Raw genomic sequence first — 24192 nt, forward strand, 5'->3', positions numbered from 1 at the left:
TAAGATTTATGTTAAATCCCCTGTATTTTCATGCCGAAGGCATTTATCACAGAACTTGTCGCGCTGGCCCGATTGTTGAACACAAGTTAAACAACACTATTTAACTAACTTGCTTCTTTAGTTCAAAAAGAAAAAAGGCTTCACTCCTTCTTTGAAGTAATGCACACGTTAGTTAAACAACATATATTTCTACCATTGTAAATTCTATTTTGACATGTGTATTCTTAAAAACGTTTATTTAAAATTTACATGTAAATCTATGTGTGATTTCATCACGCTATAATTCGCTTTGAACGAACTATAGGCTTTTTCATTTTATATACTGCTTTAAAAATGGCTCAATTCCTGGATAGCTTTCATTTATTACGATGGAGAGCAATTGATTACTGTCGACGATACGGTGCGTCATTAACTGTTGTAGCACTGACGCTAAACATTTTTCAGCATTGATTTCTTCAACTACCTGACACGTTTTTGACTCCAATAATGCTATTACTTTACAATACTGTTCCTCCTCAGCTAAGGAAAGCACTATATCAACTACATTTTTCTCTTGCACGAGTAGCCGCAGAGCTAAATGTAAGCATACTTTTTGTGCCTGCAATGTTACCTCATCTACTATGCGGATAATAGGTGGCTCTGGGGGACGTGCATGAAGGGGAGTTTGATCAAAAGCCCAGACGTAAACACCCACTCGATTATTAAAGTAGCTCGGATCTACAAACTGTATCACACCACCACAATGCGTACAAACTGCGGTATAGTTTACATAAAACACATCAATCCCTGGCTTTTCCACATTTCTGTACGTCCTATACGGAATAAATACATCATGCTCGCAGAATAGACAAATAAGGGGTCGGTTCAAAATAGTAATTTGACTTTCCTCACAGCTTAAATCTTCTACCATATTTAATCTACCTGTTTGTAAACGATATTCGTTTCCATCCCTTTCGTTAGTTGTTGGAACTGCTGAATATTACCACAGTCTTTGCAAGTTAAAGACTGCAGTGTTAATTGCTGCTTTTGCTCTTCATCTACAAACGGGACTACATCAATATATACCTCCCGATGACTAAAAATTGCACCGTCACAGTGGGGACAGCTTAGCTGTTTACCTACAATCCTTATTTCATAATTACCGCGTCTTCTGACCAATTTATGACATCCTCCCTTTTCTAAACTTCGATAATATCCAAATTCCGCCCCCTGTTTAACTAATTGACTATATAGTTTTTCTTCTTCCGCTAGCCTGCCCCGTTAGTTGAAGAATCTATTTGTCATTCATTTTTCATTAAATAAATAATACTATCTCGTCTTACAACTTGAAAAGTTAAATCATCATCGACACTAAGCATAGAAGCAGAAGTTAATCTGGTATCACTTCCACTATTAAAATAAATTCCATATCCATTATTCGCAGGATATCCATATAAATAACAAACCACTTTTTCTTCTTTCATAAAAACTAATTGGTTCATACCTTCACTTACTGTTTCACTGATAGTATCCCACTTATAGCCAACGGTTTTATAGATTGTATCTTTAGATGTATACGGGTTAAAAGAATACACTATATCCCATTCAAATGGAGTTACATTGGATAAATCCACTGATTCTACGGATTCTCCAATGTTCAACATCTCTTGTTTCAGTAGCTCTTCATTAACTTCCCATAAATCTTTTTTAAATACTATTATTGAAATAATAGTGAACAGTATCACGATAGCTATTATCATGATTTTTTTCCGTCTTTTACTAATATTTACCCCTCATTCCCAAAGCTGATGAATTCTTTAATAAAAATTTAAACGAATTCTGTTTGAGAAAGTTGCAAAACAGTTCACTGATACTATATAGAATTTTAAACCTGCATCTTTCAATAATCTTACCACGTTAATAATAAATCCCTTATATTGTTGGAATACTTGGATGAAAATATGAAAAAGCACTGCTAAAAGCAATGCTAATTTATACTTGAATTTAGTTTTATTTGTTTTGATATGTGCGGCGTTATTTTAAGTTTAGTACCTCTAAACTTAACGGGTTACCAAAAATAGCTTTAGGAGTTTCTTTCACTTCTATTTATCCTCAATATAACTGTCTTTTTCATGATAAGGAATGTCTCCAAGAGGGGATTCGATTCCTTCATCATCCAGTTCCGCTTCATATTTCTCAGAGGCATCGGATCTGATGAATCCGCGTGATTTTCCATTAATATCGGTACCTGTGAATTCTTCAATTTCTTCGGTTGCCCCGTCTGAAATCTTGCTGTCGTATAACGTATTATAGTTATCGCGATCCCCGGTGAAATCGGAAGGGGTTTCTGATGTTCCGGATTTTGCGATTTCCTGGAAGCTGTCTTCGCCATCTCGTGCTGCTCCAGCAAATGAATTTGGGTTGGCCATGGTAAGCATGTCCTCTTCGACAGGTGGGTCGTAGGGTACTTCTTGCTCCGTCGCATGATCGATGCAAAGAGTTGTGTAAGGAACTGCTTCAAGCCGCTCAAATGGTATATCTTTTTGGCATACTTCACACTTCCCGTAAGAACCGTCCTCCATCGCTTGTAAGGCGCTTGCGACTTTATCTAATTCAGAGCCAGCATGTACGTGCAGAGCCATGTCTTTTTCTCTGTCATAGAGTTCTGTACCTAAATCAGCGGGATGGTTGTCATACATCGACAGCTCGCCAGAATCTTCTTGAGCACTTTCTTTAATATCTGTTTCTTTTTCTGTAATTGTTAAATGTTCCTTCATTTCATTTAACTCATTTTTAAGAGTGGCTTTTTGTTTATCATTCAACACGTATTGTCACGTCCTTTTTAGTAATAACGATAGTATGCTCATATACATTGTGCTTAACAAACAAAAGTAAAGATTATTGACTGTCGTTACTACACTTCCCTTTATTTCAAATCATTTAAACATGCGACTACTAAAAAGCCCGAAGCATCGACGTAAATCGATGCTTCGGGCGTTTTAGTAGTTAGAGTAGATGTCCAATGAGTATTCCGATACCTAATAGTAATCCGAATAAAGTATTCGTAACTGCAGTGTTTTTCATCGCGGGCATCACATGTATAGGAATGTGATTTTTTCGGAACACGGTAATCGCCATAGCCGGTTTTTTGACACTAAGAAATACAAGCAGTGCCCATGGCGTAAGATGTCCAAAGACAACCATTGCAATAATCCAGCCATATGAAATGATGAAAAATAGCATTAGGATTGTAATTGCATTGGAGCGGCCGACGAGAATAGCAAGTGTTTTACGCCCGCCTACCTTATCGCCTTCCAAATCACGTATATTGTTTGCCAGCATAATACCTGCCACAAGCAACATACTTGGGATGGATAGCAGAACTGCTTCTGTCGTTACTGTTTCTGTCTGGATATAAAATGCAATAAGAATGAGTAGCATTCCCATGACAACACCGGAAAATAGTTCCCCGAATGGTGTGTAGGCGATTGGATACGGTCCTCCCGTATAAAAGTAGCCGACCATCATTGACAGGATACCGACGACTGCGAGCATCCACGAGGTTTCCATACATATATAAATACCGATAAGGACGGAAATCCCGTAAAGCATAAAGGCAAGATTCAACACGGTTTTTGGTTTTACGCCATTACGGACGATTGTACCGCCGATACCAATTGATTGTTCTGTATCAAGCCCTCTTTTAAAATCATAATATTCATTGAACATATTCGTTGCCATTTGGATGAAGACACTTGCGATGAGCATGGCGAAGAATAAAGGGAAATGTATTTTCCCGTAAGTTAGTGCAATCATTGTACCGAGAAATACAGGTGCAAAAGCTGCTGTAAGTGTATGTGGACGTGTAAGCTGCCACCAAATACGCCAACCTGTATCCGCTTTTATTGTCTGTTGCATTATTGTTCTCTCCCTATCCTTTTAATGACCCTATCCATTGTACTCCAAAATGGGTGGACTGAACATATGGACTGCTTATTATGTGCTGAAACGACGCGAATTCGGTATGATAGAATATAGGTATATACACTTAATCAGTCGAATGAATGTACGGAGGGAATATAATGAATCGGAAGTTGACCGCTACCCGTGAATCTCAATTAAAAGTCAGGCAGAATGAGTTGCGCTTTTTCACAGAAACTGTCGATGCGGGGCGAATTTCACCACTTGCGTTTTTCGAAGCAGGGGATTCGTGTTATAAAGATGAACGTTTCTATTGGCAAAATGCAGATAAAACATTAACGCTTGTTGGAATTGGACATGCTACGGTATTAACAAGCGATGGAACGGGTGATCGTTTCACACATATTTCAACAAGTTGGAAAAAGTTATGTAGTGCGCTTATTAAAGAAGAAAATGACCGGGAACCTGTTCTTTTTGGAGGTTTCTCGTTTGATCCGAAAAGTGTTAAGCAATCAGAGTGGGATGCATTTCCATCTGCTCATTTCGTTGTACCTTCTTTCCAGTTGTCTATTACGAATGGCAAGACAGAAATTTCCATTAACCTTGTAACAAAAAGCGACGATGCGGCAAAACAGTTTGAAAAGTTAAGGGATGAAAGAGATCGTCTAATTCATATCGCACAAGTGGAGGAATCCGCTTTGCTTACAAAACCGAAAGTCGTGTCAATAGAGGAACTTTCGAAAGAACATTATATTGAAACCGTTGCGGATGTCACAAAGAAAATTAATAATGGTGAAGCTGAAAAAGTGGTAATAGCACGTTCGGTAAAACTTAATTTTGCAGATGAAGTACCGGCTGTCACTGCACTACATCATATATCCAATGAACAGCAGGAAAGTTATCACTTTGGATTGCAAAAAGATGGCCAATTATTTTTTGGTGCTACACCGGAACGTTTAATTGAAATATCAAATGGTCGTGCGTATTCAGCATGTGTCGCGGGCTCCATTAAACGAGGTAAGTCGGCAGCCGAAGACCGCGAACTTGGCGATGAACTTCTTGAAGATAGAAAAAATCGGGAAGAGCATCAATATGTCGTTAATATGATTTCACAAGTGTTTAAAACATTTTGCACGGACATCAAAATTTCGAAAGTACCGAAACTGATGAAAGTCCGTGATATTCAGCATTTGTTTACGCCAGTTGAAGGAGAAGTTGAACAAGGGACTGATATTTTCAGTTTGGTTAAAGCACTTCACCCGACACCGGCCCTAGGCGGAGTCCCAACTGATATAGCAATGGAAATGATCCGTTCTGAGGAAAACTTAGATCGGGGTTATTATGCTGCACCAATTGGTTGGACAGATACTGCTGGCAATGGTGAATTTGCTGTGGCAATCCGTTCTGCACTTCTCGACGGCGATAGTGCGTACTTGTACGCTGGTGGAGGAATTGTAGCAGATTCTGAACCAGATATAGAATACGATGAAACATGGGTGAAATTCAGACCGGTTATGCGGGCGCTTGGAGGAAAACTGAATGGATAACCGTACAGTTTTGACGGATTATGTTCGAAGAATGACGGCTGCTTTGATGATGGCGGATGTGAAAGCGGTAGTTATTAGCCCGGGCTCTCGTTCGACACCACTTGCTTATGCTTTCGCTTCAACGGAAGACCTTGATGTCTATATGCAGGTCGATGAACGATCGGCTGCCTATTTCGCACTAGGTTTGGCTAAGGCATCAGGTAATCCTGTCGTCCTTCTCTGTACGTCAGGTACCGCGGCATCGAATTATCATCCTGCAATAACAGAAGCGTATTATGCCCGTATCCCGCTTATCGTCATTACGGCAGACCGTCCGCATGAATTAAGGGAAGTCGGTGCTCCGCAGGCAATCGATCAAATCCGAATGTATGGTAAGCATGTGAAATACAGTGTAGATTTCCCGCTTGCTGAAAATAATCCGGATATCGAAGACTTTATCGATCGGCATGTCAGTCGCGCATTGTCAGTTGCAACTTCAGCTCCTCGAGGACCGGTTCACTTAAATGTGCCGTTTCGAGAACCGCTTCTTATCGATTTTGATAGGAAAACGCCAAAAACGACTTTCCTAAAACGATTTAATAGTGTAAATAGCTTGGAGGCATCTACTGCCCAACAAATTTCACAGTTGCTTGCAATGTCAGAAAAAGGCTTCATCATTGCAGGTGAAATGCCGATAGGGTTCGATAAAGCAGCATTTTGGAACTTTGCCAAAGCACTAAAATGGCCAGTATTATGCGACCCACTATCGAATCTTCGCACAGAAGTGCCCGAACAATGCCTTGCGCTTTGTATTGATCACTATGATGCGCTATTAAAAAGTGACGTATTCAAAAAGAAAGCCGTACCTAATACTGTAATTCGTTTTGGTGCACAGCCAGTAGCGAAGCCACTGTCGCTTTATTTGAAAATAGTGCGGCCGGCTACAGTTATTGCAGTAGATGAATCGCCGGAATTCAGGGATTCGCTTGGCGTCGTGACGCATCATATCCAGACTTCATCCGAAACAATCATGCAAATTATTGTGGATAAACCGAAAACATCTTATACGGAGTTGTGGACGGCGGCGAATGACGTGGCATCCGCGATTACGGATAATTATGAGGGTGTTGCTGGCGATGAGGGGATCTTTGCAAAAATGTTATTTGAGCACCTTCCCACAGGCAGCGACCTCGTAAGCGGCAGCAGCATGCCGATCCGTGATGTTGATACGTTTTTCAGGAAGACGGATAAGGACATCACAATTTTTGCAAATCGCGGGACTAATGGTATTGATGGCGTTGTATCAACAGCATTTGGTATCCAGGCGGCAAGAAAGCGACCTACATGGCTGTTAATTGGCGATTTATCGTTCTTGCATGATGTCAATGGACTGATTGTTACTCGTTTCCACGAGGCAGATTTGACCATTGTCATTATCAATAACGATGGAGGTGGAATATTCTCGTATCTTCCACAAGCTGAAGCAGGCAATCATTTCGAAGAACTGTTCGGTACACCGACAGGCTTAACATTCGACCATATTGCGACGATGTATGATGCGCAGTATGCGGCAATTCACACGCCAGAAGAGTTCGCAATGGAGCTCGTTAAAGCGAAGGAAAAACCGGTACGTATTATTGAAGTGTTCACAAATCGTCAAGCGAATGTGAAAGCTCACCGTGATCTATGGACACTAATCACGGACAGGCTTGATCATAATGTATGAAAAGACTATCCACGTGCGTGGAATTGAACTGCATGTGGAAATCCAAGGTGAAGAGAATCTGCCTGCTATCGTATTTCTACATGGCTTTACGGGGAGCACCATATCTTGGCGTGAAATTACAAAGTTGCTCAAGGGGAACTACCAAACAATAGCTGTCGATTTGACGGGACATGGGAAATCGACTATTCCGGAAGACATTGACCGCTACTCCATGGACCAGCAAGTCGAGGACCTTGAGGAACTGTTTACTGAGCTTTCTCTTGATCAATTCATCTTAGTTGGTTATTCAATGGGGGGGCGCGTTGCACTAGCGTATACGGCGCGTCATTCGAAACGGGTATCGTCGTTGATTCTCGAGAGTTCTTCTCCAGGATTGAAAACGAAAGTGGAGAGAGAAGAACGACAAGTAGCTGACAGGCGGCTGTCAGAAAGAATCTTAACTGACGGATTACCAGCATTCATCGATTTTTGGGGAAATATTCCCTTGTTCGCGTCTCAGAAGATTTTGTCAGAAGAAAAACAGCTGGCTGTGAGAAATGAACGACTTAGTCAGAGTGAAATGGGCCTTGCGAACAGCTTACGTGGGATTGGAACAGGCAGCCAATCTTCTTATTGGGGGAGCTTAGGAACAATCAATCTTCCGGTTTTGCTCATAACGGGGGAACTCGACACGAAGTTCGTAAATATTTCCCGGGAAATGCAGAGGAATTTCCCTAATGTCCGTCACGAAACGATAGAACATGCTGGACATGCAATTCATGTGGAAAAACCGGCTACATTTGCTACAATGATAGAGAAGCATATTTCAGAGTTGAAAAATCGAGGAGGGTCACTATGACACGTCAATGGGAAACGATACGTACATACGAAGACATCAAATATGAACAGTATGGCGGGATTGCAAAAGTAACAATTAACCGTCCGGAAGTGCGCAATGCATTCCGACCTAAAACGGTATCGGAGTTAATCGACGCATTTTCACGCGCACGAGACGACCAAAGCATTGGAGTCATCGTATTAACAGGCGAAGGCGAGAAAGCATTCTGTTCAGGCGGAGACCAATCCGTGCGAGGGCATGGCGGTTATGTAGGGGACGATGAAATTCCACGTCTAAACGTCTTGGACTTACAGCGTCTAATCCGTGTTATACCGAAACCGGTTGTGGCAATGGTTGCAGGATATGCAATCGGCGGCGGACATGTACTTCATGTCGTTTGTGATTTGACGATTGCAGCAGAAAATGCAGTTTTCGGACAAACAGGACCTAAAGTCGGTTCATTCGACGCAGGTTATGGTTCGGGCTACTTGGCACGAATCATCGGTCATAAGAAAGCGCGCGAAATCTGGTTCCTATGCCGTCAATACAACGCACAGGAAGCACTCGACATGGGTCTAGTCAACACGGTAGTTCCTTATGAACAACTGGAAGACGAGACGGTTCAATGGTGTCAAGAGATGCTTGGCATGAGCCCTACGGCACTTCGTTTCGTCAAAGCAGCAATGAATGCGGATACGGACGGACTTGCTGGTCTTCAACAATTGGCTGGTGACGCAACACTTCTTTATTACACAACTGACGAAGCGAAAGAAGGCCGTGACGCGTTCAAAGAAAAACGTAAACCGGACTTCGGACAATTCCCACGTTTTCCTTGATAAAACTAGATAAAAACTAAGAAAGCTGCCTCTAATCGGGCAGCTTTTTCTGAATGGATGGTGATGGCATGATTCCAAATTGGTTAATGCAACGGGCTTATTTAACGCCTGATAAAGTAGCTTTATCGTTCGAAGAGGAAAAGTGGACATTCGCACAGTTAAAAGATGATGCGGTAATTCTTGCACGGAAATTGAGGGCGAACAGTTTAAATGAAGGGCAACGTATTGCATTACTTGGGCCCTCCAATGCTGAAATGGTGGTCATCATTCACGCATGTATGCTAGCAGGCCTTGAAATTGTTATGCTAAACAGTCGATTGACAAAAAAGGAAATCGCATATCAATTGGATGATTCAGGCGCGACGACGGTTATTGTGTCGAATGAACTGAGTAGTGTTGTTGCCGATACACCGGTGCGTCAGCTACTGTTTACTGCGATTAAGGGCAGTGCTGAACTGCCATTTGTCATTCAGGATAGTTGGCAATCAGACAGGACCATTACGATTATGTATACATCGGGCACGACAGGATTTCCGAAGGGGGTGCGTCAAACAGCAGGTAATCACGTTTCGAGTGCACTGTCGTCTGTTCTAAACCTAGGGCTTGATGAAGGCGATGTCTGGCTTTGTGCGATGCCTTTATTCCATATTAGCGGGTTCTCGATTCTTGTTCGTTCTGTACTTTACGGAATGGAGGTTCAGTTGCATGAAAAGTTTGATGCCATCAAGTCAGCGAAAGCGGTAGGGGATGGGTCCGTCACACGAATGTCTGTTGTATCCCTTACATTGGACAAAGTTCTGCGTGAACTGGAAAAAGAATATAGTGTTGCACATCCATCATTTAAATCGATGCTAGCAGGCGGTGGTCCGGTTCCAATTGATTATTTGAAGCGGGCAAAAGCGCTTGATGTCCCAGTTCTCCAAACGTACGGAATGACAGAAACTAGTTCGCAAACAGCGACCTTAGCAGCAAGCGATGCGATGAGGAAAATGGGCTCGGCAGGCAAACCGTTGTTTTTCAATCAAATCAAAATCAAAGATACAGATACTCCAGGTGAAAAAGGCGAAGTATTTATACGAGGTCCGCACGTCACACCTGGATATATCGGTCGTTTTGAAGGAGTAGATCCATTGGAAAATGGCTGGCTTCCGACAGGTGATATCGGTTATCTCGATGCGGAAGGTTATTTGTATATTGTTGACAGAAGATCCGACTTGATCATTTCAGGAGGAGAAAATATTTATCCTGCTGAAATTGAAAATGTACTGGCAGCGCATCCGAATATTCGAGAGGCAGGCGTTTGCGGAAAAGACCATTCCGAGTGGGGTAGTGTTCCGGTTGCGTTTGTCGTAGTATCAGGAAATGTAACCGAAGATGATTTAATAGCTTATTGTGAAGCGCGATTGGCGCGTTACAAAGTGCCAAAATCGTTTCACTTCATTGATGAACTACCGCGTAATGGATCTAATAAGTTATTGCGTCGCAAATTGAAAGAGTTGGTGGATTTGAAATAGAGGTGCCGTCGAATTGTCATTGCAAATCGATGAACTGTAAGGGGAACTGCTGAGACTGTCATGGCAACCGACTAAACTGTAAGAAGAACTCCGGACTATCACAGCAATCCACTCAAACGCAAAAAAAGGCTGTCCCATATACCAGATTAAACCTGGTATACGGGACAGCCTTTCTTCATTTACTTTCCACTTAACGCTATCTTCAGCGTTTCAATGTTTTGTTCCATCAAAGAAAAATAGTCTTCGTTGTTTTTTTCATCATCCACTGTCAATATGCCAAGATTATGGAGCATGAGTGATTCAGCGCCGAGTTCTTTCCGTACGACATTTGTTAGCTTCGATGATACATTCTGTTCAAATAGCACATAGTGGATGTTTTTGTTTTTTGCTTCTTTGACAATTTGTGCTAATTGCTTTTGTGATGGCTCGCTTTGTGAGTTCAGTCCTGCAATCGCGACTTGTTCAAGTCCATACGAATCGGCAAGATAACCAAATGACGCATGTGAAACAAAAAATGTCTTAGAAGGTACATTGGAAGCCATAACTTTAAATTTGCTATCAAGTTCGACAAGTTCTACCTTCAGTTGTTCATAGTTCTTCTCGAATTCGTCTTTCATTTCAGGTTTTGATACAATTAATGCATCTTTGATAGAAGTCGCAAGTTCGACACTAAGTAGTGGTGAAATCCATACATGAGGATCGACAACGCCATGATTATGACCTTCGTGTCCTTGCTCATCATGCTTTGCATCTTCGTCGTGACCTTCATCGCTATGACCTTCATCCAACATCTCATCAGGAATTGCCTCCGCTGTTGCGATCATTTTTACATGTTCATTTTTCATAGTTTTCTCCGCATTTTCCACAAAACCTTCAAGGCCAAGTCCGATATAGAAAAATAAATCCGAGTCGGCAAGTCCCATCATATCTTTTTGTGTAGGATCAAAAGTATGTTCATCCGCACCAGCGGGATAGATGGATTTCACATCAACGTATTCGCCACCAATTCGTTCTGTAAAGTATTGAAGTGGGTATACCGTTGTAAAAATAGACAATTTCTTTGTCCCAGTTGCCACTTTTTCTGTAGATGTGGATTTAGCGCCACAAGCACTGAGTAGAATAATTGTTAGTAATGAAATGATAAAAAATAGTTTCTTATTCATTAGATATATCCTCCGCGTCTTAATAGTAATGATTACGATTTGTCTAACTGACTTTTTTATCATACAAGAGAGTTTCTAATTTGGCAACTAAATAAGCGATTTTATTTTAATCGAAAAAAACGGCTCGACGATTATGTCAATCCGTTTTGTCTAAAGAAATTAGTTTTTATGCACATCATTATCTGGAACAGGATCAAACCCACCCTCATGGAACGGATGGCATTTTGAAATTCGACGTACGGCAAGCCATGAACCCTTTAGTGCACCATGCTTTTCGACTGCCTCAATCCCATAGTGGGAACAAGTGGGATAGAAACGGCATGAAGGTGGTGTAAGTGGTGAAATCACTTTTTGATAAAGTTTAATAAAACCAATTAAAATCTTTTTCATTTAAAAAACTCCTTATAAATGCCTCGATGTTTATTGTAGATGCTTCAGTGGTAAATTAACAGAGAGATGAATTATATTTAACAAAAAGGGGAGAGATTTTTATGTCGAAAGAACTTATCGATGAATTGAATGTCCAAGTATCCACATGGTCAGTCATGTATGCGAAGCTCCATAATTATCACTGGTATGTAAAAGGACATCAATTTTTCACTTTGCATGTAAAATTCGAAGAACTCTACAATGAAGCGACATTGCATATGGACGAAATTGCGGAACGTATATTGACACTTGGCGGAATGCCGGTAGCTACGTTGAAAGAACATCTGGAACAGTCTGTCGTGAAAGAAGCGACAGGTAAAGAAAAGACCGATGAAATGGTGAAAACCGTCGCCAGTGACTTTGGTGAAATTATGAAATCATTGAAAAAAGGCATGGAGTTGGCTGCGAAAGATGGCGATGGCATGACGGAAGACTTGTTGAATGCGACCCATCAGAGTATCGAAAAACATCAATGGATGCTCAATGCATTCCTTGGTGAAGGCAATAATTAATTGCTTTTCATTGAAAACCGTAGATAAATGCCGATAATAGGTTGGTGAAAGGAGTGATGGCAAGTGGATATGAATTCCATCATGGCAAGTCAATTGAGAAGTTTACAATCGACTGTTCAGATGAGCGTGTTAAATAATGCACTATCAATGAACACTGCAGCGGCAACAGATATGTTGAAAAGTTTATCAAATCAGCCTGTTGCGGCCCATCCTCATAAGGGAGCCTCGGTTGACGTACAAGCGTAAATCGCAGTAAAGCATGTATCTCCAGTAAAAGGGGATGCATGCTTTTTTCATAGTAAGCCATGCTAAAAAGAAAAAAGGATGGTGTAGCATGGAGAAATACAAAATGTACGTTTCTGTCGTAAATCAGCAAGTATACAATTACCCGGATGATTCGCCATGGGAATTTGAAGTCAACGTCGAAAGTGAGTATGTTCCAATTTTTCAACGTTTATTTAAACAGATAGATGAACTTGAATTCCGAAATTTCCTGAGGTCGCACTTACCGTTTATGCCTTATCATTTTGGTCGAAATAATTACAACGTCGATCAACGTACGATGAAAATCTATGCGCTTATTCATGAATTTACAGATGACAAGTCGAAGCGTTTTATCGAAAAGCTTCCGTATTTTCGTTGAAAGGATTGCTGTCCTTCGCTACACTGGTTGAAAGGACGTGAATGCAATGCTTATTTTCGATGATGTAAATGGTGGTCGTGTCGAGCTGACTTTCGAAGCAAATAAATTTGGAATGCCAGCTCGGCATGTCCTTGTTATCCTCAAACATAATGGTAAATGGTTACTTACTCGGCATTCAGTTCGAGGCGTTGAATTTCCAGGCGGTAAAGCAGAGCTTGGAGAAACAATCGAGGAAGCGGTTATACGCGAAGCGATTGAAGAAACAGGTGTGACGATTACAAATCTGGTGAAATTTGCAGAGTATGTCGTTCGAAGCAATAGTACATTTTGCAAAGCTGTTTTTACAGGAAAAGTTGCGGAAATCGATGAAAATCCAGCCCTTCATGAAACGGAAGGAGCTATGTGGATGACTAATGAAGAACTTGACCAGTGTGAAGAATTGAGTTTCCTTATGAATGATACAGGCATGGAAACATTAAGAAAGTGGGTAGAAGAACATGAGTCATGATGGTTTGATTATGCATCGAAGGCCATACCCATCCCCAAACCCGCATGTTACGCTTGAAGAAATTACATATTTGTCAGATGGGTTAAAAGTGAAAGGACTCATGGCAGAACCAATTACAGAAGGGAACTATGAGGGCATCATTTACTTGCGAGGCGGCATGCAGCATATCGGTATGGTTCGCCCTGCTCGAATTGCACAGTTTGCTTCGCAAGGATTTGTTGTTTTCGCTCCTTATTATCGCGGGAACCGTGGGGGTGAGGGACGGGATGAGTTTGCAGGTGCCGATCGTCAAGATGCAGTGAACGCGGTTGATGTACTGAAGCAAAATCGGAAGACAAACGTGGAGAAAATTCACCTGTTTGCGTTTTCGCGAGGCGGTATAATGGCTCTTTGGACAGCAATTTTACGTGAAGATATTACGTCGGTGGTCACATGGTCTGGTGTATCCGATATCGTATTTACATACCATGAACGGAAAGACATGCGGCGGATGATGAAAAGAGTTATCGGCGGCACACCAAATAATATGCCAGATGAATATAGGAACCGTACGGCTTTGTTTCGCGTGGATGAAATCGATGCACCCGTACTTATTATTCATGGCATGATTGATGAGAACGTGTCATTTCAACAGGCGGTATTGCTGGAAAACGCACTGCGTGAACATAAAAAAGTGTACGAGACATGGTATTTCCCAGCGTATACGCACTTCATACCGCCCGTCATGAATGCACAGCTTGTTCGTGATTTATGTGGTTGGATGAGGAGACAAGGGAAATAAGTGGTTTTTTGAATAAAATGAAGTTGCCTTTAGAGGTACGGATCTGCAGTTACAAATCCAATGCACAAAAAAACAGTGTAGCACATTCAATGTGCTACACTGTTTAATTTGATAATTATGCAATTGGTCCGCCTTTGAGCGTAATCTCTTCAGATACCATACCGAATTTCTTAAAGTTCTCATGGAACATGTTTGCCAATTCGTTTGCTTTTACGTCGTAAGCTTCGCCGTCAGCCCATGCATTGCGAGGGTTCAACACTTCTGTGGGAACGCCTTTAATGGATGTTGGCATTTCAAGACCGAATACGCCGTTCGTTTCTGTTTCAACGTCGTTCAGTTCTCCTGCAAGAGCTGCCTGAACCATAGCGCGCGTATATTTAAGACTCATACGTTTACCAACGCCGTAGACGCCGCCAGTCCAGCCTGTGTTAACAAGGAAAACTTGTGCATCATGTTCATCAATTTTCTTCCCAAGCATTTCAGCATATACTGTCGCTGGAAGTGGAAGGAAAGGTGAACCAAAGCATGTTGAGAACGTTGCTTCAGGTGATGTAACGCCACGCTCAGTTCCTGCAAGTTTCGAAGTGAAACCACTTAGGAAGTGATACATTGCTTGCTCTTTTGTTAATTTCGAGATTGGAGGTAATACGCCGAATGCATCTGCTGTCAGGAACACAATTGTTTTCGGATGACCAGCAACAGAAGGGTCAACGATGTTATCAATTGCTTGGATAGGATAAGCCGCACGCGTGTTTTCAGTCAATGAACCATCATCGTAATCAGGAATGCGTGTTTCCGGGTCTACGACAACGTTTTCCAAAACGGAACCAAAACGAATTGCGCCGAAAATTTCAGGTTCTTTTTCTTGTGATAAATTAATACATTTTGCGTAGCAACCGCCTTCGATATTGAAGACGCCAGTGTCAGACCAGCCGTGCTCGTCATCGCCGATCAATTTACGGTTTGCATCTGCAGAAAGTGTTGTTTTACCTGTTCCAGAAAGACCGAAAAATAGTGCAACATCGCCGTCTTCACCAACGTTTGCTGAACAGTGCATTGGCATAATACCTTTTTCAGGAAGCAAGTAGTTCATGATTGAGAAGATTGATTTTTTCATTTCGCCAGCGTATTCAGTTCCGCCGATAAGAACAATGCGTTTTTCCATCGATACGATAATGAATGTCTCAGAATTCGTACCATCGATTGCAGGATTTGCTTTAAATGAAGGAGCCGAAACGATTGTGAATTGTGATTCATGTTTCATGAGCTCTTCTTCAGTTGGGCGGATGAACAAGTTGTGAACAAACAGGTTATGCCATGCAAATTCATTCACAACTTGAATGGATAATTGTGAAGCTGGATCTGCGCCAGCGAAACCTTTGAAGACGAACAGCTCGTCTTTTGCTTTTAAATGTGTAATTACTTTAGTATATAATGAATCAAAAATTTCAGAAGAGATTGGACGATTGACGTTGCCCCAATCGATTTTGTCTTTGGAGGACGCTTCCTCAACAATATATTTGTCCTTTGGTGAACGACCTGTATATTTTCCTGTCTGAGCCGTAACCGCTCCATCTGATGTCAATTGAGCTTCACCACGTGAAATAGCTTTTTCAACAAGTTGTGGAACTGAAAGTTGAATGTTTACATTCTTACCAGAAAGAAGTTTGTTAAGGTCATCACTAATTTTCGCAGATATCATAAGTATGTACCGTCCTTTGCATATAGTCCCAATCAATTGGGTGTCATCACATTATTGAATTAGTATAACACATTAAGAATAATAAACTATACTAATTCAAACCTCAAGTATTTATACGTGAAATGGGTAAAAAGATTTGACATGCAACAGGATTTTTCGTAGCATATATAGTTGAACGGATACTCTTATCCCGAGCTGGTGGAGGGGTCAGGCCCAATGAAACCCGGCAACCTGCAAAGACATTTTGTCTGCGCGAAGGTGCCAAACCTGTAGCAAGGCACGGTCCTTGTATGATAAGAGTGAAAGGTGCTTATGAAATCATGCCTTTCCTCATGTATTAGTACGTGAGCGAAGGGCTTTTTATATGATATCGCCCTTAATCCTCGTGTATAGAGCTCGCAATGGCTTGTAGTCTCTTCTATATAGAAAAGACTCTACATGGGACATATGAGTACCGTATCAATCTCGTAGGATATAAGGAGGAAATAAAATGACAAACCGCCGACTATTTACTTCAGAATCGGTAACTGAAGGACACCCAGACAAAATGTGTGACCAAATTTCGGATGCTATTCTAGATGCTATATTGGCAGAAGATCCGAATGCGCGTGTTGCATGTGAAACGACAATTACTACAGGGCTTGTCCTTGTTGCAGGGGAAATTACGACGACAACATATGTCGATATTCCGAAAGTTGTGCGTGAAACTGTTAAAGAAATTGGTTATGTACGTGCGAAATACGGTTTTGATTGGGAAACATCTGCGGTTTTAACTGCAATCGATGAGCAATCAGCTGATATCGCAGCAGGCGTTGACCAGGCACTTGAAGCACGTGAAGGTTCGATGACTGATGACGAACTTGAAGCAATTGGAGCAGGTGACCAAGGTTTGATGTTCGGTTACGCTTGTAATGAAACACCGGAACTGATGCCGTTACCAATCAGCTTAGCCCATAAATTATCATTCCGACTTGCACAAGTGCGTAAAGATGAAACGCTTACGTATCTACGCCCGGATGGGAAAACGCAAGTGACTGTTGAATATGATGAAAACAATAAACCTGTACGAATCGATACAATTGTTATTTCAGCGCAACATCACCCTGAAATAACACTTGAGCAAATCCAAAGTGATATTAAAGAATTCGTCATTAACCCGGTTGTACCAACTGATTTAATTGATGAAGACACGAAGTACTTCATTAATCCAACTGGCCGTTTCGTAATAGGGGGACCTCAGGGAGATGCAGGACTTACTGGCCGTAAAATCATCGTCGACACATACGGTGGCTATGCGCGTCATGGAGGTGGTGCGTTCTCTGGGAAAGATGCGACGAAAGTGGACCGTTCAGCTTCATATGCGGCTCGTTATGTTGCGAAGAACATTGTGGCTGCAGGACTTGCAGATCGTTGTGAAGTGCAACTAGCTTATGCAATCGGTGTTGCACAACCCGTATCGATTTCTATTGATACATTTGGGACAGGCACTGTAGATGAAAGCAAACTTGTTGAGCTTACGCGTGGACTGTTTGACCTTCGTCCAGCAGGTATCATCAAAATGCTAGATCTGCGCCGTCCAATTTACAAACAAACAGCTGCATACGGTCACTTCGGCCGTACAGACATTGATTTGCCGTGGGAACAAACGGATAAAGCTGGAGCGTTGAAAGAGTTAGCAGGGAAATAATTTAGTATAAACGCCGGAAGCCAGGGTCTCTCTGTCTTCCGGCTTTTTTTCTGTCGAGGATGTTTGGTTTGGCGTAGTGTACACACTCTCATTAGACGAGCAATAATCAACTGTTACAATTGTTATAAAGTAAACACGATTGAGGAGGAGAAAGTATGGGGGCTTTAAGCTTAATAGGTTTGTTGCTACTAGTTGGGGTTGTTTTGTTTTTTGTGCTAATTGGCTTAGTGATCTTTTTATACGTAAAAAAATAAGAGCTGCCTTCAAGGGCAGCTCTTTCATTAGTGTTGCAAACTCTTATAATACTGCCCTTTTTCGGCGTACTCCTGAACAATCCGTTCCATATCCGCACGATCTTCGTCATTCAGCTCACGCACAACTTTGGCTGGCGACCCGAGTGCTAGCATATTCGGCGGAATCTTCTTACCAGGCGGCACGAGACTGCCTGCGCCAATGAATGCCCCTTCGCCAATTTCAGCACCGTCCAAAATAATAGAACCCATGCCGATAAGTGCCCCTTTTTTCACCGTACAACTATGTAACGTTACTTGGTGTCCGATTGTCACCTCATCTTCAAGTATAAGCGGGAACTGTGGGCTCTGGTGAAGGCAGCATAAGTCTTGAATGTTTACTTTACGTCCAATAATTGTTGGAGATACGTCACCCCGGATTACCGTATTGAACCAAATTGTCGATTCAGGACCAATTGTCACATCACCTGAAATCGTCGTGAAATCTCCAATGAAAACGGACGGATCAATTACAGGCATTTTTCCTTTATAAGGATAAATCATGATGCTCTCCTCTTTTCTTTAGGTAGTGTATAATTATCCTAACAAAGATTAGGTTTTTAATATAGTTAAATAGGGGAATAGATAGATAAAAGAAACAGGTAGATAAGGGGAAGATGACCATGTGGAAATGGGAAGCAGAAGGGCCACCAAAAGCTGTCGTGGCTATCGTCCATAATGTGTACGAACATCATAGTAGAAATGCATGGCTAATCCAGAAACTCCGAAACAGCGGTTTTCACGTCGTGACAGGTGATTTACCCGGACATGGGGCGGAAGGCGTCGGGAAAATCCACGATGCGCAATTTGATGCATACGCTAAATTTGTGGAAAAATTAATAGCGGTCGGACTCGATGATAATTTACCTTTGTTCATCATTGGACATGGAATAGGTGCAACCTTCGTGATGCGTCTGTTACAGCGAAAGAAAATTGAATGTGCAGGGGCTGTTTTTAGCTCCCCGTGGTTAGCACTGCGCCATCAGCCGCCTAAATTTTCGAACGTATTGTCAAAATTCTCATCATCAATGAAATTGAATCATCAAATTGGCATAGAGATGTTAACACGCAATAGTGATTTATATGAAGAAGCTAAGCAAGACGACCTATATAAAGATGAATTTACCGTATCCTGGTATAAAGAATTACAATCATTCATGAAATTGGTTGCTCAGCATGAAAGAAGTATTCATGACATACCGGTGCTCATGCATGTTGCAGAAGATGATAAAATCACAGATATAATGCTTGCTAAGAAATGGTTTATCCGACAGGAACTTTCAGAGTTTCAATTTAAGCAATGGAAACGCCTGTATCATGACATTTATCAGGAACCTGAGCGTGAGGAAGTTTACTTGTATACGGAATCATTTATGAATAATGTACTAAGATCGCTCGGATATGTCGTATAAGAAATGCTTGAAAGTGGTTAATTAATAAACGTAAAGTGAGAGGTGTTTACGATTACGACAATTGGATTTGTTCGACACGGCGTTACCGCGTGGAATAAAGAAGGAAGAGCGCAAGGAAGTACAGATATTCCATTAGATGAAGAAGGAATTGAGATGGCACACCGTGTAGCCCAAAGGCTTTCCGGCGAACAATGGGATGTCATTTACACCAGTCCTTTAGTTCGTGCCGCAAAAACAGCTGAAATCATCGCGGACAGTATGCCTGATATCCGTCTTTTATCAGACAATCGCCTGCGGGAATCAGGGGGCGGCTTGGTTGAAGGATTGACGTTAACGGAGCGTGTACAAAAATGGGGGCACTCCTGGAGAAAACTTGATCTAGGTTTTGAACCGAAGGAGGAAATTATTTCACGCGGACTTGATTTCATAGAGGAAATGAAAGAATTATTTCCTGATAAACGAATTTTGGTGGTCAGCCATGGTGGTTTTATTGGTCGATTGATAAAAGAGCTTGTTCCTTACAAGGATTTAACTGTTGACTTGGCAAACACATCAATCACGATTATTAAATTACAAGAAGATAGAAACCTATGTGAGCTGTTTAATTGTACGAAACATTTACAAAGTATTGAGTAAACAGTCGAAAACGCCAGAGAATGGCGTTTTTTATTTTGCATATATTTATGATGTCGAAATATGTTGGATGATTTAAAATATTCTTTCATTCCGGTGACTATTAGACTATAATCAAAAACATAGGCTTATAAAATTAGAGTTTATTGGCGAAGTATGCCGAATCGAAGTAGAAGGAGGTAAGTGAAATGAAGTCGATTAAAGCAAAAATCATTGTGAGTGTAATAGCATTATTTATCATTATCCTTACAGTAGTGAACTTGTTTGTTAATCTTCAAATGCAAAAGCAAACAGAAAATGTACTCATAAATCAAAGTGAAGTTGCTGTACAGGAAATGAGTCGATCAATTGAAAACAATATGTTGCAATATGAAAAAACGTTATATTTGCTTACCGAAAATTCGGCAGTCACATCTTTTATAGAGACGCAGTACGGCAACGGAAATGATGGCGAATTAGGCCGGGGCATCGAAAAAGCGTTTACTGATTATATGGGGCAATTGACGGATACGGATTTAATGTATTTTGGATTCGAAAACAAATACACCAAATTTGTTCCGCATCTCGTTATTGATGGATTTGACCCGACTAGCCGCGTATGGTATACAGCAGCAAGTGACCAACCGGACAAAGTGGTATGGTCGGATCCATATGTCGATGCCGCGTCAGGTGGCTATGTTATTACGGCATCTAAAGCGATGAAACGAAATAATTCACTTGTTGGTGTTATTGGGGTAGACATTAGTTTGGGGAATATTACGGACAGTGTATCTAAAAGTGAATTTGGATTTGGAGGCTACCCATTCTTATTTGACAGTAATGATGGGGCAATCGTTCATCCTCATTTACTAACAGACAAAGAGGAATTGGCTGATTTATCTTATTTAACGGCATTATTTAATGATGAAAAAACCAAAGGAATCGGACAATACAATGAAGATAAGAATAAAATGGTCGGTGTCTTCACAGAAATCCCGCATTTCGGTTGGACAGTTGGTGCCGCTTTCAATCAAGATGCAATTGATGGTTCTGTTAGTCAAACTAGGAACTTAATCATCATCACTTTCATACTGGCAGGAATAGTGATGATTGTTATTCTGTGGTTCTTGATTGCAAGAATCGTTAGTCCTTTGAGTGAGATTCGTGTAGCGATGGATAAGGTGGCAGAAGGAAACCTTAATGCATATGCGGATGTAAAATCGAAGGACGAATTTGGTCAACTGGCCAACAATTTTAATGCTATGACTTCAAAAGTTCGTGACGTTATCACACTGGTTAACGGTTCTATCGATGAAGTTCGTCTTGCGGCAGAAAGCTTGAGTGCATCCGCGGAGGAGACGAATGCCGTTAGTGAGCAGATGGCGGGGGCCATCGATGACATCGCATCGGGTGCAACGAAATCCGCACATGATACAGAAGATGTGACGCAAACAGTTGATTATTTAAGCGAACAACTTACAGGGATTCAAGAAAAAGCGACTATTATGACAGGCATTGCGATAGAAGCTGAAGAGGTCAATAAAAGTGGGCTCAGCCAAGTCAACCAGCTTCAATCGTCTTTCGATGGCTGGAAGACAAACCTGCAATCGATGGCGGATGTCGTTGGAGATTTGGAAGCGAAAGTTGGGGCAATTGGAATTGTCATGGAAACGATAACTCAAATTTCCACGCAGACGAACTTGTTGGCGCTCAATGCGAGCATTGAGGCGGCACGTGCTGGCGAACATGGTAAAGGCTTTGCTGTAGTTGCTGACGAAGTGAGGAAACTTGCTGAACAATCGGCACAAGCTACAGAGAAAGTAAAAGCAACCGTTCAAGAGCTTCAAAATGGCTCTCGTCAAGTTTCCGTGCAAATGAGAGAAACCGGGGAAACGTTCGAGCAACAAGGTAAAGTAGTACAAGCTACACAAATTACGTTCGGAGATATTTCGGGGCTCATGAACAAGCTGGAACAATCAATCAGTAGTGTCTATGACGAAGTAAATAAAGTTGTCGAACATAAAGAAACAGTCATGCAGACAATTGAAACAATGGCGGCGACAGCAGAGGAAACAGCGGCAGCAAGTGAAGAAATCAGTGCATCGACAGACGAGCAGCTTCGTGCAATTCGCGAAGTAGCACAAGCAGCAGACAAACTTGCTAGGTTAAGTGACAATCTGCACACCGCAATGAACCATTTCAAAGTTTAACAAGAACCGCCTTCCATTTCAAACGGAGGGCGGTATTTTTTACAGGGAATAGACCTAGGTCACAGGTAGTATTCAAGAAAGAATCTTTTAAACTGGGCAGGACTTCAGAAGAATGAATAGAATATAGTGCATAGTAACGTTATAAGGGAAATACTATGAATTATACAGTGGATGGGGGTATCGTATGAAGGAAGGCGGGAAAAGTGAGCTCATTTCGTGGATACAATCAGTAGCAATTGCATTCGTCATTGCAATTGTCATACGTCAATTTTTATTTACACCAGTCGTTGTATCTGGTCAATCTATGCAACCGACTTTTGAAAATGATAACAAAATCGTCATCTCAAAAGTGTATAAGATTGACCATTTTGATATGGTTGTTTTCCATGCTCCGGATTCAGAGGATAATTTCATTAAGCGGGTAATTGGTCTTCCAGGGGATGTAGTCGTCATGAACAACGACAAGCTTTATATAAATGGTGTGGAATATGAAGAGGACTATGTGCAAAAGAATAAAGCAGACATTTTCGAAGGCCAAAAGTTAACACAAGACTTTAAAGTGGAAGTACCTGAAGGCTATTTATACGTGCTCGGTGATAACCGAAGAAATAGTACAGATAGTAGGATCATCGGTTTCATAGACGAAAAATCAGTCATTGGTTCAGTGAAATTCAGGTTCTATCCATTTCGTGAAATGGGAATACCGAAATGAAAAATCACGCTAAGTGTTCTACTCTCATTGGAATTGATGGTCTTGGCGGATCGGGAAAAACGATGTATGCCAATAAATTGCAGCAACAGTTAGAGGGCTCAGTGATCTTGCACCTTGATGATTTTGTACACAAAAAAGAAGTTCGTTATAACAATAATTATGAAGAATGGTATTGCTATTATCATTTACAATGGCGGTATGATTATTTAATACAAAAATTACTGTTACCATTGAAAAGTGGTTTGGCTGTGAATGAAACAATAGAAGTGTATAACAGAGAAACTGACAGGTATATGCTGCAGAAAACTGAAATTCCGGTTGGAACTTCAGTAATCGTTGAAGGAGTTTTTCTACAACGCCCTGAACTAAGACCGTATTTTGAAACAGTCATCTACCTAGAGTTGGATAAAGAGACGAGGTTACAACGTATCTCAGATAGGGACATCTATATGGGGGATAAGGAAGAAATCGCTTTAAAGTATGAAAAACGGTATTTTCCCGCGGAAGAAAAGTATATAGAACAATGCAATCCGTTAGCCTTGGCAGATATAATTGAAAATGAAGTGAAAGAGGGACTAGTATGACATTTCCAGTTTTAACTACGCCACGGCTTCGATTAACCGAAGTGGAACAAGACCATTCGTCTGCACTATTTACCATTTTTTCAAACCCTGAAGTAGTTAAGTATTATGGGATGGATCCGATGCATGAGTTGGCTCAGGCGGAAAAAATTATTGAGCATTTCAAAAGTACTTATGAAATCAAAAAAGGAATCCGCTGGGCGATTACGCTAAAAGACGGAACTCATTTTATAGGCACAATTGGATTGAATAACTTGGCGCTCGGTATGAAAAAAGCAGAAGTCGGATTTGAAATACATCCGGATTTTTGGAGAAGTGGTATTACGTCTGAAGCATTACAAGCGGTTTTGGATTATTCATTTGATGAACTGGGATTGCACCGTATGGGGGCAGTCACATTTCCTGCAAATCGTGCCTCTATCGGACTGTTAAAGAAAAATGGATTCGTGGAAGAAGGCAAGTTGAGAAGTTATTTATTCCAAAGTGGACATTCCCACGATGCGTTGATATTTTCAATTCTGCACACCGAGTGGAATCTAAATGATTAAGAATATCACGAGTACTCCGCACAGACTATTGTGCGGAGGCTTTTTTGTGTGAACGATGTTTGATTCCTCTACAAATAGGCGTT

The 24192-nt window shown here is 41.3% G+C and carries 26 protein-coding genes and 1 riboswitch; of the genes, 17 read left to right on the forward strand and 9 right to left on the reverse strand.

Going from position 1 to position 24192, the window contains the following annotated elements:
• Nucleotides 1–310: 310 nt before the first annotated feature.
• The 5 genes from I2483_RS14960 to I2483_RS14980 all read right to left on the reverse strand — a co-directional run bounded on the left by I2483_RS14960 (nt 311) and on the right by I2483_RS14980 (nt 3897).
• Entirely contained in the window at nt 311–799 is a 489-nt protein-coding gene (locus I2483_RS14960; RefSeq protein ID WP_207277919.1) for a hypothetical protein, read from the reverse strand.
• A gap of 113 nt (nt 800–912) precedes the next feature.
• On the reverse strand, nt 913–1158 hold the full coding sequence (locus I2483_RS14965; protein ID WP_207277920.1) for a hypothetical protein: 246 nt from the start codon (nt 1156–1158) through the stop codon (nt 913–915).
• A 122-nt stretch (nt 1159–1280) separates the two neighbouring features.
• Nucleotides 1281–1739: a hypothetical protein gene (locus I2483_RS14970; RefSeq protein WP_207277921.1), complete on the reverse strand. Its 459-nt coding sequence runs from the start codon at nt 1737–1739 to the stop codon at nt 1281–1283.
• Nucleotides 1740–2081: 342 nt separating this feature from the next.
• The gene (locus I2483_RS14975; protein WP_207277922.1) at nt 2082–2804 is read right to left on the reverse strand and encodes a TraR/DksA C4-type zinc finger protein; all 723 of its coding nucleotides are present in this window, start codon (nt 2802–2804) and stop codon (nt 2082–2084) included.
• A gap of 181 nt (nt 2805–2985) precedes the next feature.
• Entirely contained in the window at nt 2986–3897 is a 912-nt protein-coding gene (locus tag I2483_RS14980; protein ID WP_186671832.1) for a 1,4-dihydroxy-2-naphthoate polyprenyltransferase, read from the reverse strand.
• Nucleotides 3898–4061: 164 nt separating this feature from the next.
• On the opposite strand from I2483_RS14980, the gene I2483_RS14985 reads away from it, so the two are divergent.
• The 5 genes from I2483_RS14985 (at nt 4062) to I2483_RS15005 (ending at nt 10319) form a co-directional block, all read left to right on the forward strand.
• Nucleotides 4062–5447, forward strand: a complete 1386-nt coding sequence (locus I2483_RS14985; RefSeq protein WP_207277923.1) for an isochorismate synthase — start codon at nt 4062–4064, stop codon at nt 5445–5447.
• Nucleotides 5440–7152, forward strand: coding sequence for a 2-succinyl-5-enolpyruvyl-6-hydroxy-3-cyclohexene-1-carboxylic-acid synthase (gene menD, locus I2483_RS14990; protein ID WP_207277924.1), 1713 nt, complete (start codon nt 5440–5442; stop codon nt 7150–7152). The genes I2483_RS14985 and menD overlap by 8 nt, the downstream gene beginning before the upstream one ends.
• Nucleotides 7145–7990, forward strand: coding sequence for a 2-succinyl-6-hydroxy-2,4-cyclohexadiene-1-carboxylate synthase (gene menH / locus I2483_RS14995; RefSeq protein WP_207277925.1), 846 nt, complete (start codon nt 7145–7147; stop codon nt 7988–7990). The genes menD and menH overlap by 8 nt, the downstream gene beginning before the upstream one ends.
• Nucleotides 7987–8805 (forward strand): 1,4-dihydroxy-2-naphthoyl-CoA synthase, encoded by an 819-nt coding sequence (gene menB, locus I2483_RS15000; RefSeq protein WP_186671824.1) that lies wholly within the window; start codon nt 7987–7989, stop codon nt 8803–8805. Before menH ends, menB begins: the two co-directional genes overlap by 4 nt.
• Nucleotides 8806–8873: 68 nt before the next feature.
• Nucleotides 8874–10319, forward strand: a complete 1446-nt coding sequence (locus I2483_RS15005; RefSeq protein WP_207277926.1) for an o-succinylbenzoate--CoA ligase — start codon at nt 8874–8876, stop codon at nt 10317–10319.
• A 179-nt stretch (nt 10320–10498) separates the two neighbouring features.
• Here I2483_RS15005 and I2483_RS15010 read toward each other — a convergent pair whose 3' ends face one another.
• Both I2483_RS15010 and yidD read right to left on the reverse strand, forming a co-directional pair.
• The gene (locus I2483_RS15010) at nt 10499–11482 is read right to left on the reverse strand and encodes a metal ABC transporter solute-binding protein, Zn/Mn family (protein ID WP_207277927.1); all 984 of its coding nucleotides are present in this window, start codon (nt 11480–11482) and stop codon (nt 10499–10501) included.
• 159 nt (nt 11483–11641) lie between these two features.
• The gene (yidD, locus tag I2483_RS15015) at nt 11642–11872 is read right to left on the reverse strand and encodes a membrane protein insertion efficiency factor YidD (protein WP_207277928.1); all 231 of its coding nucleotides are present in this window, start codon (nt 11870–11872) and stop codon (nt 11642–11644) included.
• A 101-nt stretch (nt 11873–11973) separates the two neighbouring features.
• Here yidD and I2483_RS15020 point away from each other — a divergent pair, with 101 nt between their 5' ends.
• The 5 genes from I2483_RS15020 to I2483_RS15040 all read left to right on the forward strand — a co-directional run bounded on the left by I2483_RS15020 (nt 11974) and on the right by I2483_RS15040 (nt 14355).
• The gene (locus tag I2483_RS15020; RefSeq protein ID WP_207277929.1) at nt 11974–12423 is read left to right on the forward strand and encodes a Dps family protein; all 450 of its coding nucleotides are present in this window, start codon (nt 11974–11976) and stop codon (nt 12421–12423) included.
• 69 nt (nt 12424–12492) lie between these two features.
• Nucleotides 12493–12669: a putative motility protein gene (locus tag I2483_RS15025; RefSeq protein ID WP_218624979.1), complete on the forward strand. Its 177-nt coding sequence runs from the start codon at nt 12493–12495 to the stop codon at nt 12667–12669.
• An 88-nt stretch (nt 12670–12757) separates the two neighbouring features.
• On the forward strand, nt 12758–13066 hold the full coding sequence (locus I2483_RS15030; RefSeq protein WP_255485789.1) for a transposase: 309 nt from the start codon (nt 12758–12760) through the stop codon (nt 13064–13066).
• Nucleotides 13067–13112: 46 nt separating this feature from the next.
• Complete coding sequence (locus tag I2483_RS15035; RefSeq protein ID WP_207277931.1) at nt 13113–13574, forward strand: NUDIX domain-containing protein; 462 nt, start codon at nt 13113–13115, stop codon at nt 13572–13574.
• On the forward strand, nt 13564–14355 hold the full coding sequence (locus tag I2483_RS15040; protein WP_207277932.1) for an alpha/beta hydrolase family protein: 792 nt from the start codon (nt 13564–13566) through the stop codon (nt 14353–14355). The genes I2483_RS15035 and I2483_RS15040 overlap by 11 nt, the downstream gene beginning before the upstream one ends.
• Nucleotides 14356–14470: 115 nt before the next feature.
• Here I2483_RS15040 and pckA read toward each other — a convergent pair whose 3' ends face one another.
• Complete coding sequence (gene pckA, locus I2483_RS15045; RefSeq protein ID WP_186671802.1) at nt 14471–16057, reverse strand: phosphoenolpyruvate carboxykinase (ATP); 1587 nt, start codon at nt 16055–16057, stop codon at nt 14471–14473.
• A 182-nt stretch (nt 16058–16239) separates the two neighbouring features.
• A riboswitch (SAM riboswitch) is annotated at nt 16240–16357 on the forward strand.
• A 190-nt stretch (nt 16358–16547) separates the two neighbouring features.
• Between pckA and metK the strand changes: the two genes are divergently transcribed.
• Nucleotides 16548–17744 (forward strand): methionine adenosyltransferase, encoded by a 1197-nt coding sequence (gene metK, locus I2483_RS15050; protein WP_207277933.1) that lies wholly within the window; start codon nt 16548–16550, stop codon nt 17742–17744.
• 281 nt (nt 17745–18025) lie between these two features.
• On the opposite strand, the gene I2483_RS15055 is transcribed toward metK, so the two are convergent.
• A complete protein-coding gene (locus I2483_RS15055) occupies nt 18026–18538 on the reverse strand; it encodes a gamma carbonic anhydrase (protein WP_207277934.1) in 513 nt (170 codons plus the stop codon).
• 119 nt (nt 18539–18657) lie between these two features.
• On the opposite strand from I2483_RS15055, the gene I2483_RS15060 reads away from it, so the two are divergent.
• The 6 genes from I2483_RS15060 (at nt 18658) to I2483_RS15085 (ending at nt 24109) form a co-directional block, all read left to right on the forward strand.
• Complete coding sequence (locus tag I2483_RS15060) at nt 18658–19446, forward strand: alpha/beta hydrolase (protein WP_207277935.1); 789 nt, start codon at nt 18658–18660, stop codon at nt 19444–19446.
• Between the two features lie 51 nt (nt 19447–19497).
• Nucleotides 19498–20082: a histidine phosphatase family protein gene (locus tag I2483_RS15065; protein ID WP_207277967.1), complete on the forward strand. Its 585-nt coding sequence runs from the start codon at nt 19498–19500 to the stop codon at nt 20080–20082.
• Between the two features lie 185 nt (nt 20083–20267).
• A complete protein-coding gene (locus I2483_RS15070; RefSeq protein WP_207277936.1) occupies nt 20268–22268 on the forward strand; it encodes a methyl-accepting chemotaxis protein in 2001 nt (666 codons plus the stop codon).
• Nucleotides 22269–22452: 184 nt separating this feature from the next.
• Complete coding sequence (lepB, locus tag I2483_RS15075) at nt 22453–22980, forward strand: signal peptidase I (RefSeq protein WP_207277937.1); 528 nt, start codon at nt 22453–22455, stop codon at nt 22978–22980.
• Entirely contained in the window at nt 22977–23564 is a 588-nt protein-coding gene (locus tag I2483_RS15080; protein WP_207277938.1) for an AAA family ATPase, read from the forward strand. The genes lepB and I2483_RS15080 overlap by 4 nt, the downstream gene beginning before the upstream one ends.
• Nucleotides 23561–24109: a GNAT family N-acetyltransferase gene (locus I2483_RS15085; RefSeq protein WP_207277939.1), complete on the forward strand. Its 549-nt coding sequence runs from the start codon at nt 23561–23563 to the stop codon at nt 24107–24109. The genes I2483_RS15080 and I2483_RS15085 overlap by 4 nt, the downstream gene beginning before the upstream one ends.
• Nucleotides 24110–24192: the final 83 nt, after the last annotated feature.

This window comes from Sporosarcina sp. E16_3, from assembly GCF_017347125.1.
In the GTDB taxonomy this organism is placed as follows: Bacteria; Bacillota; Bacilli; order Bacillales_A; family Planococcaceae; genus Sporosarcina.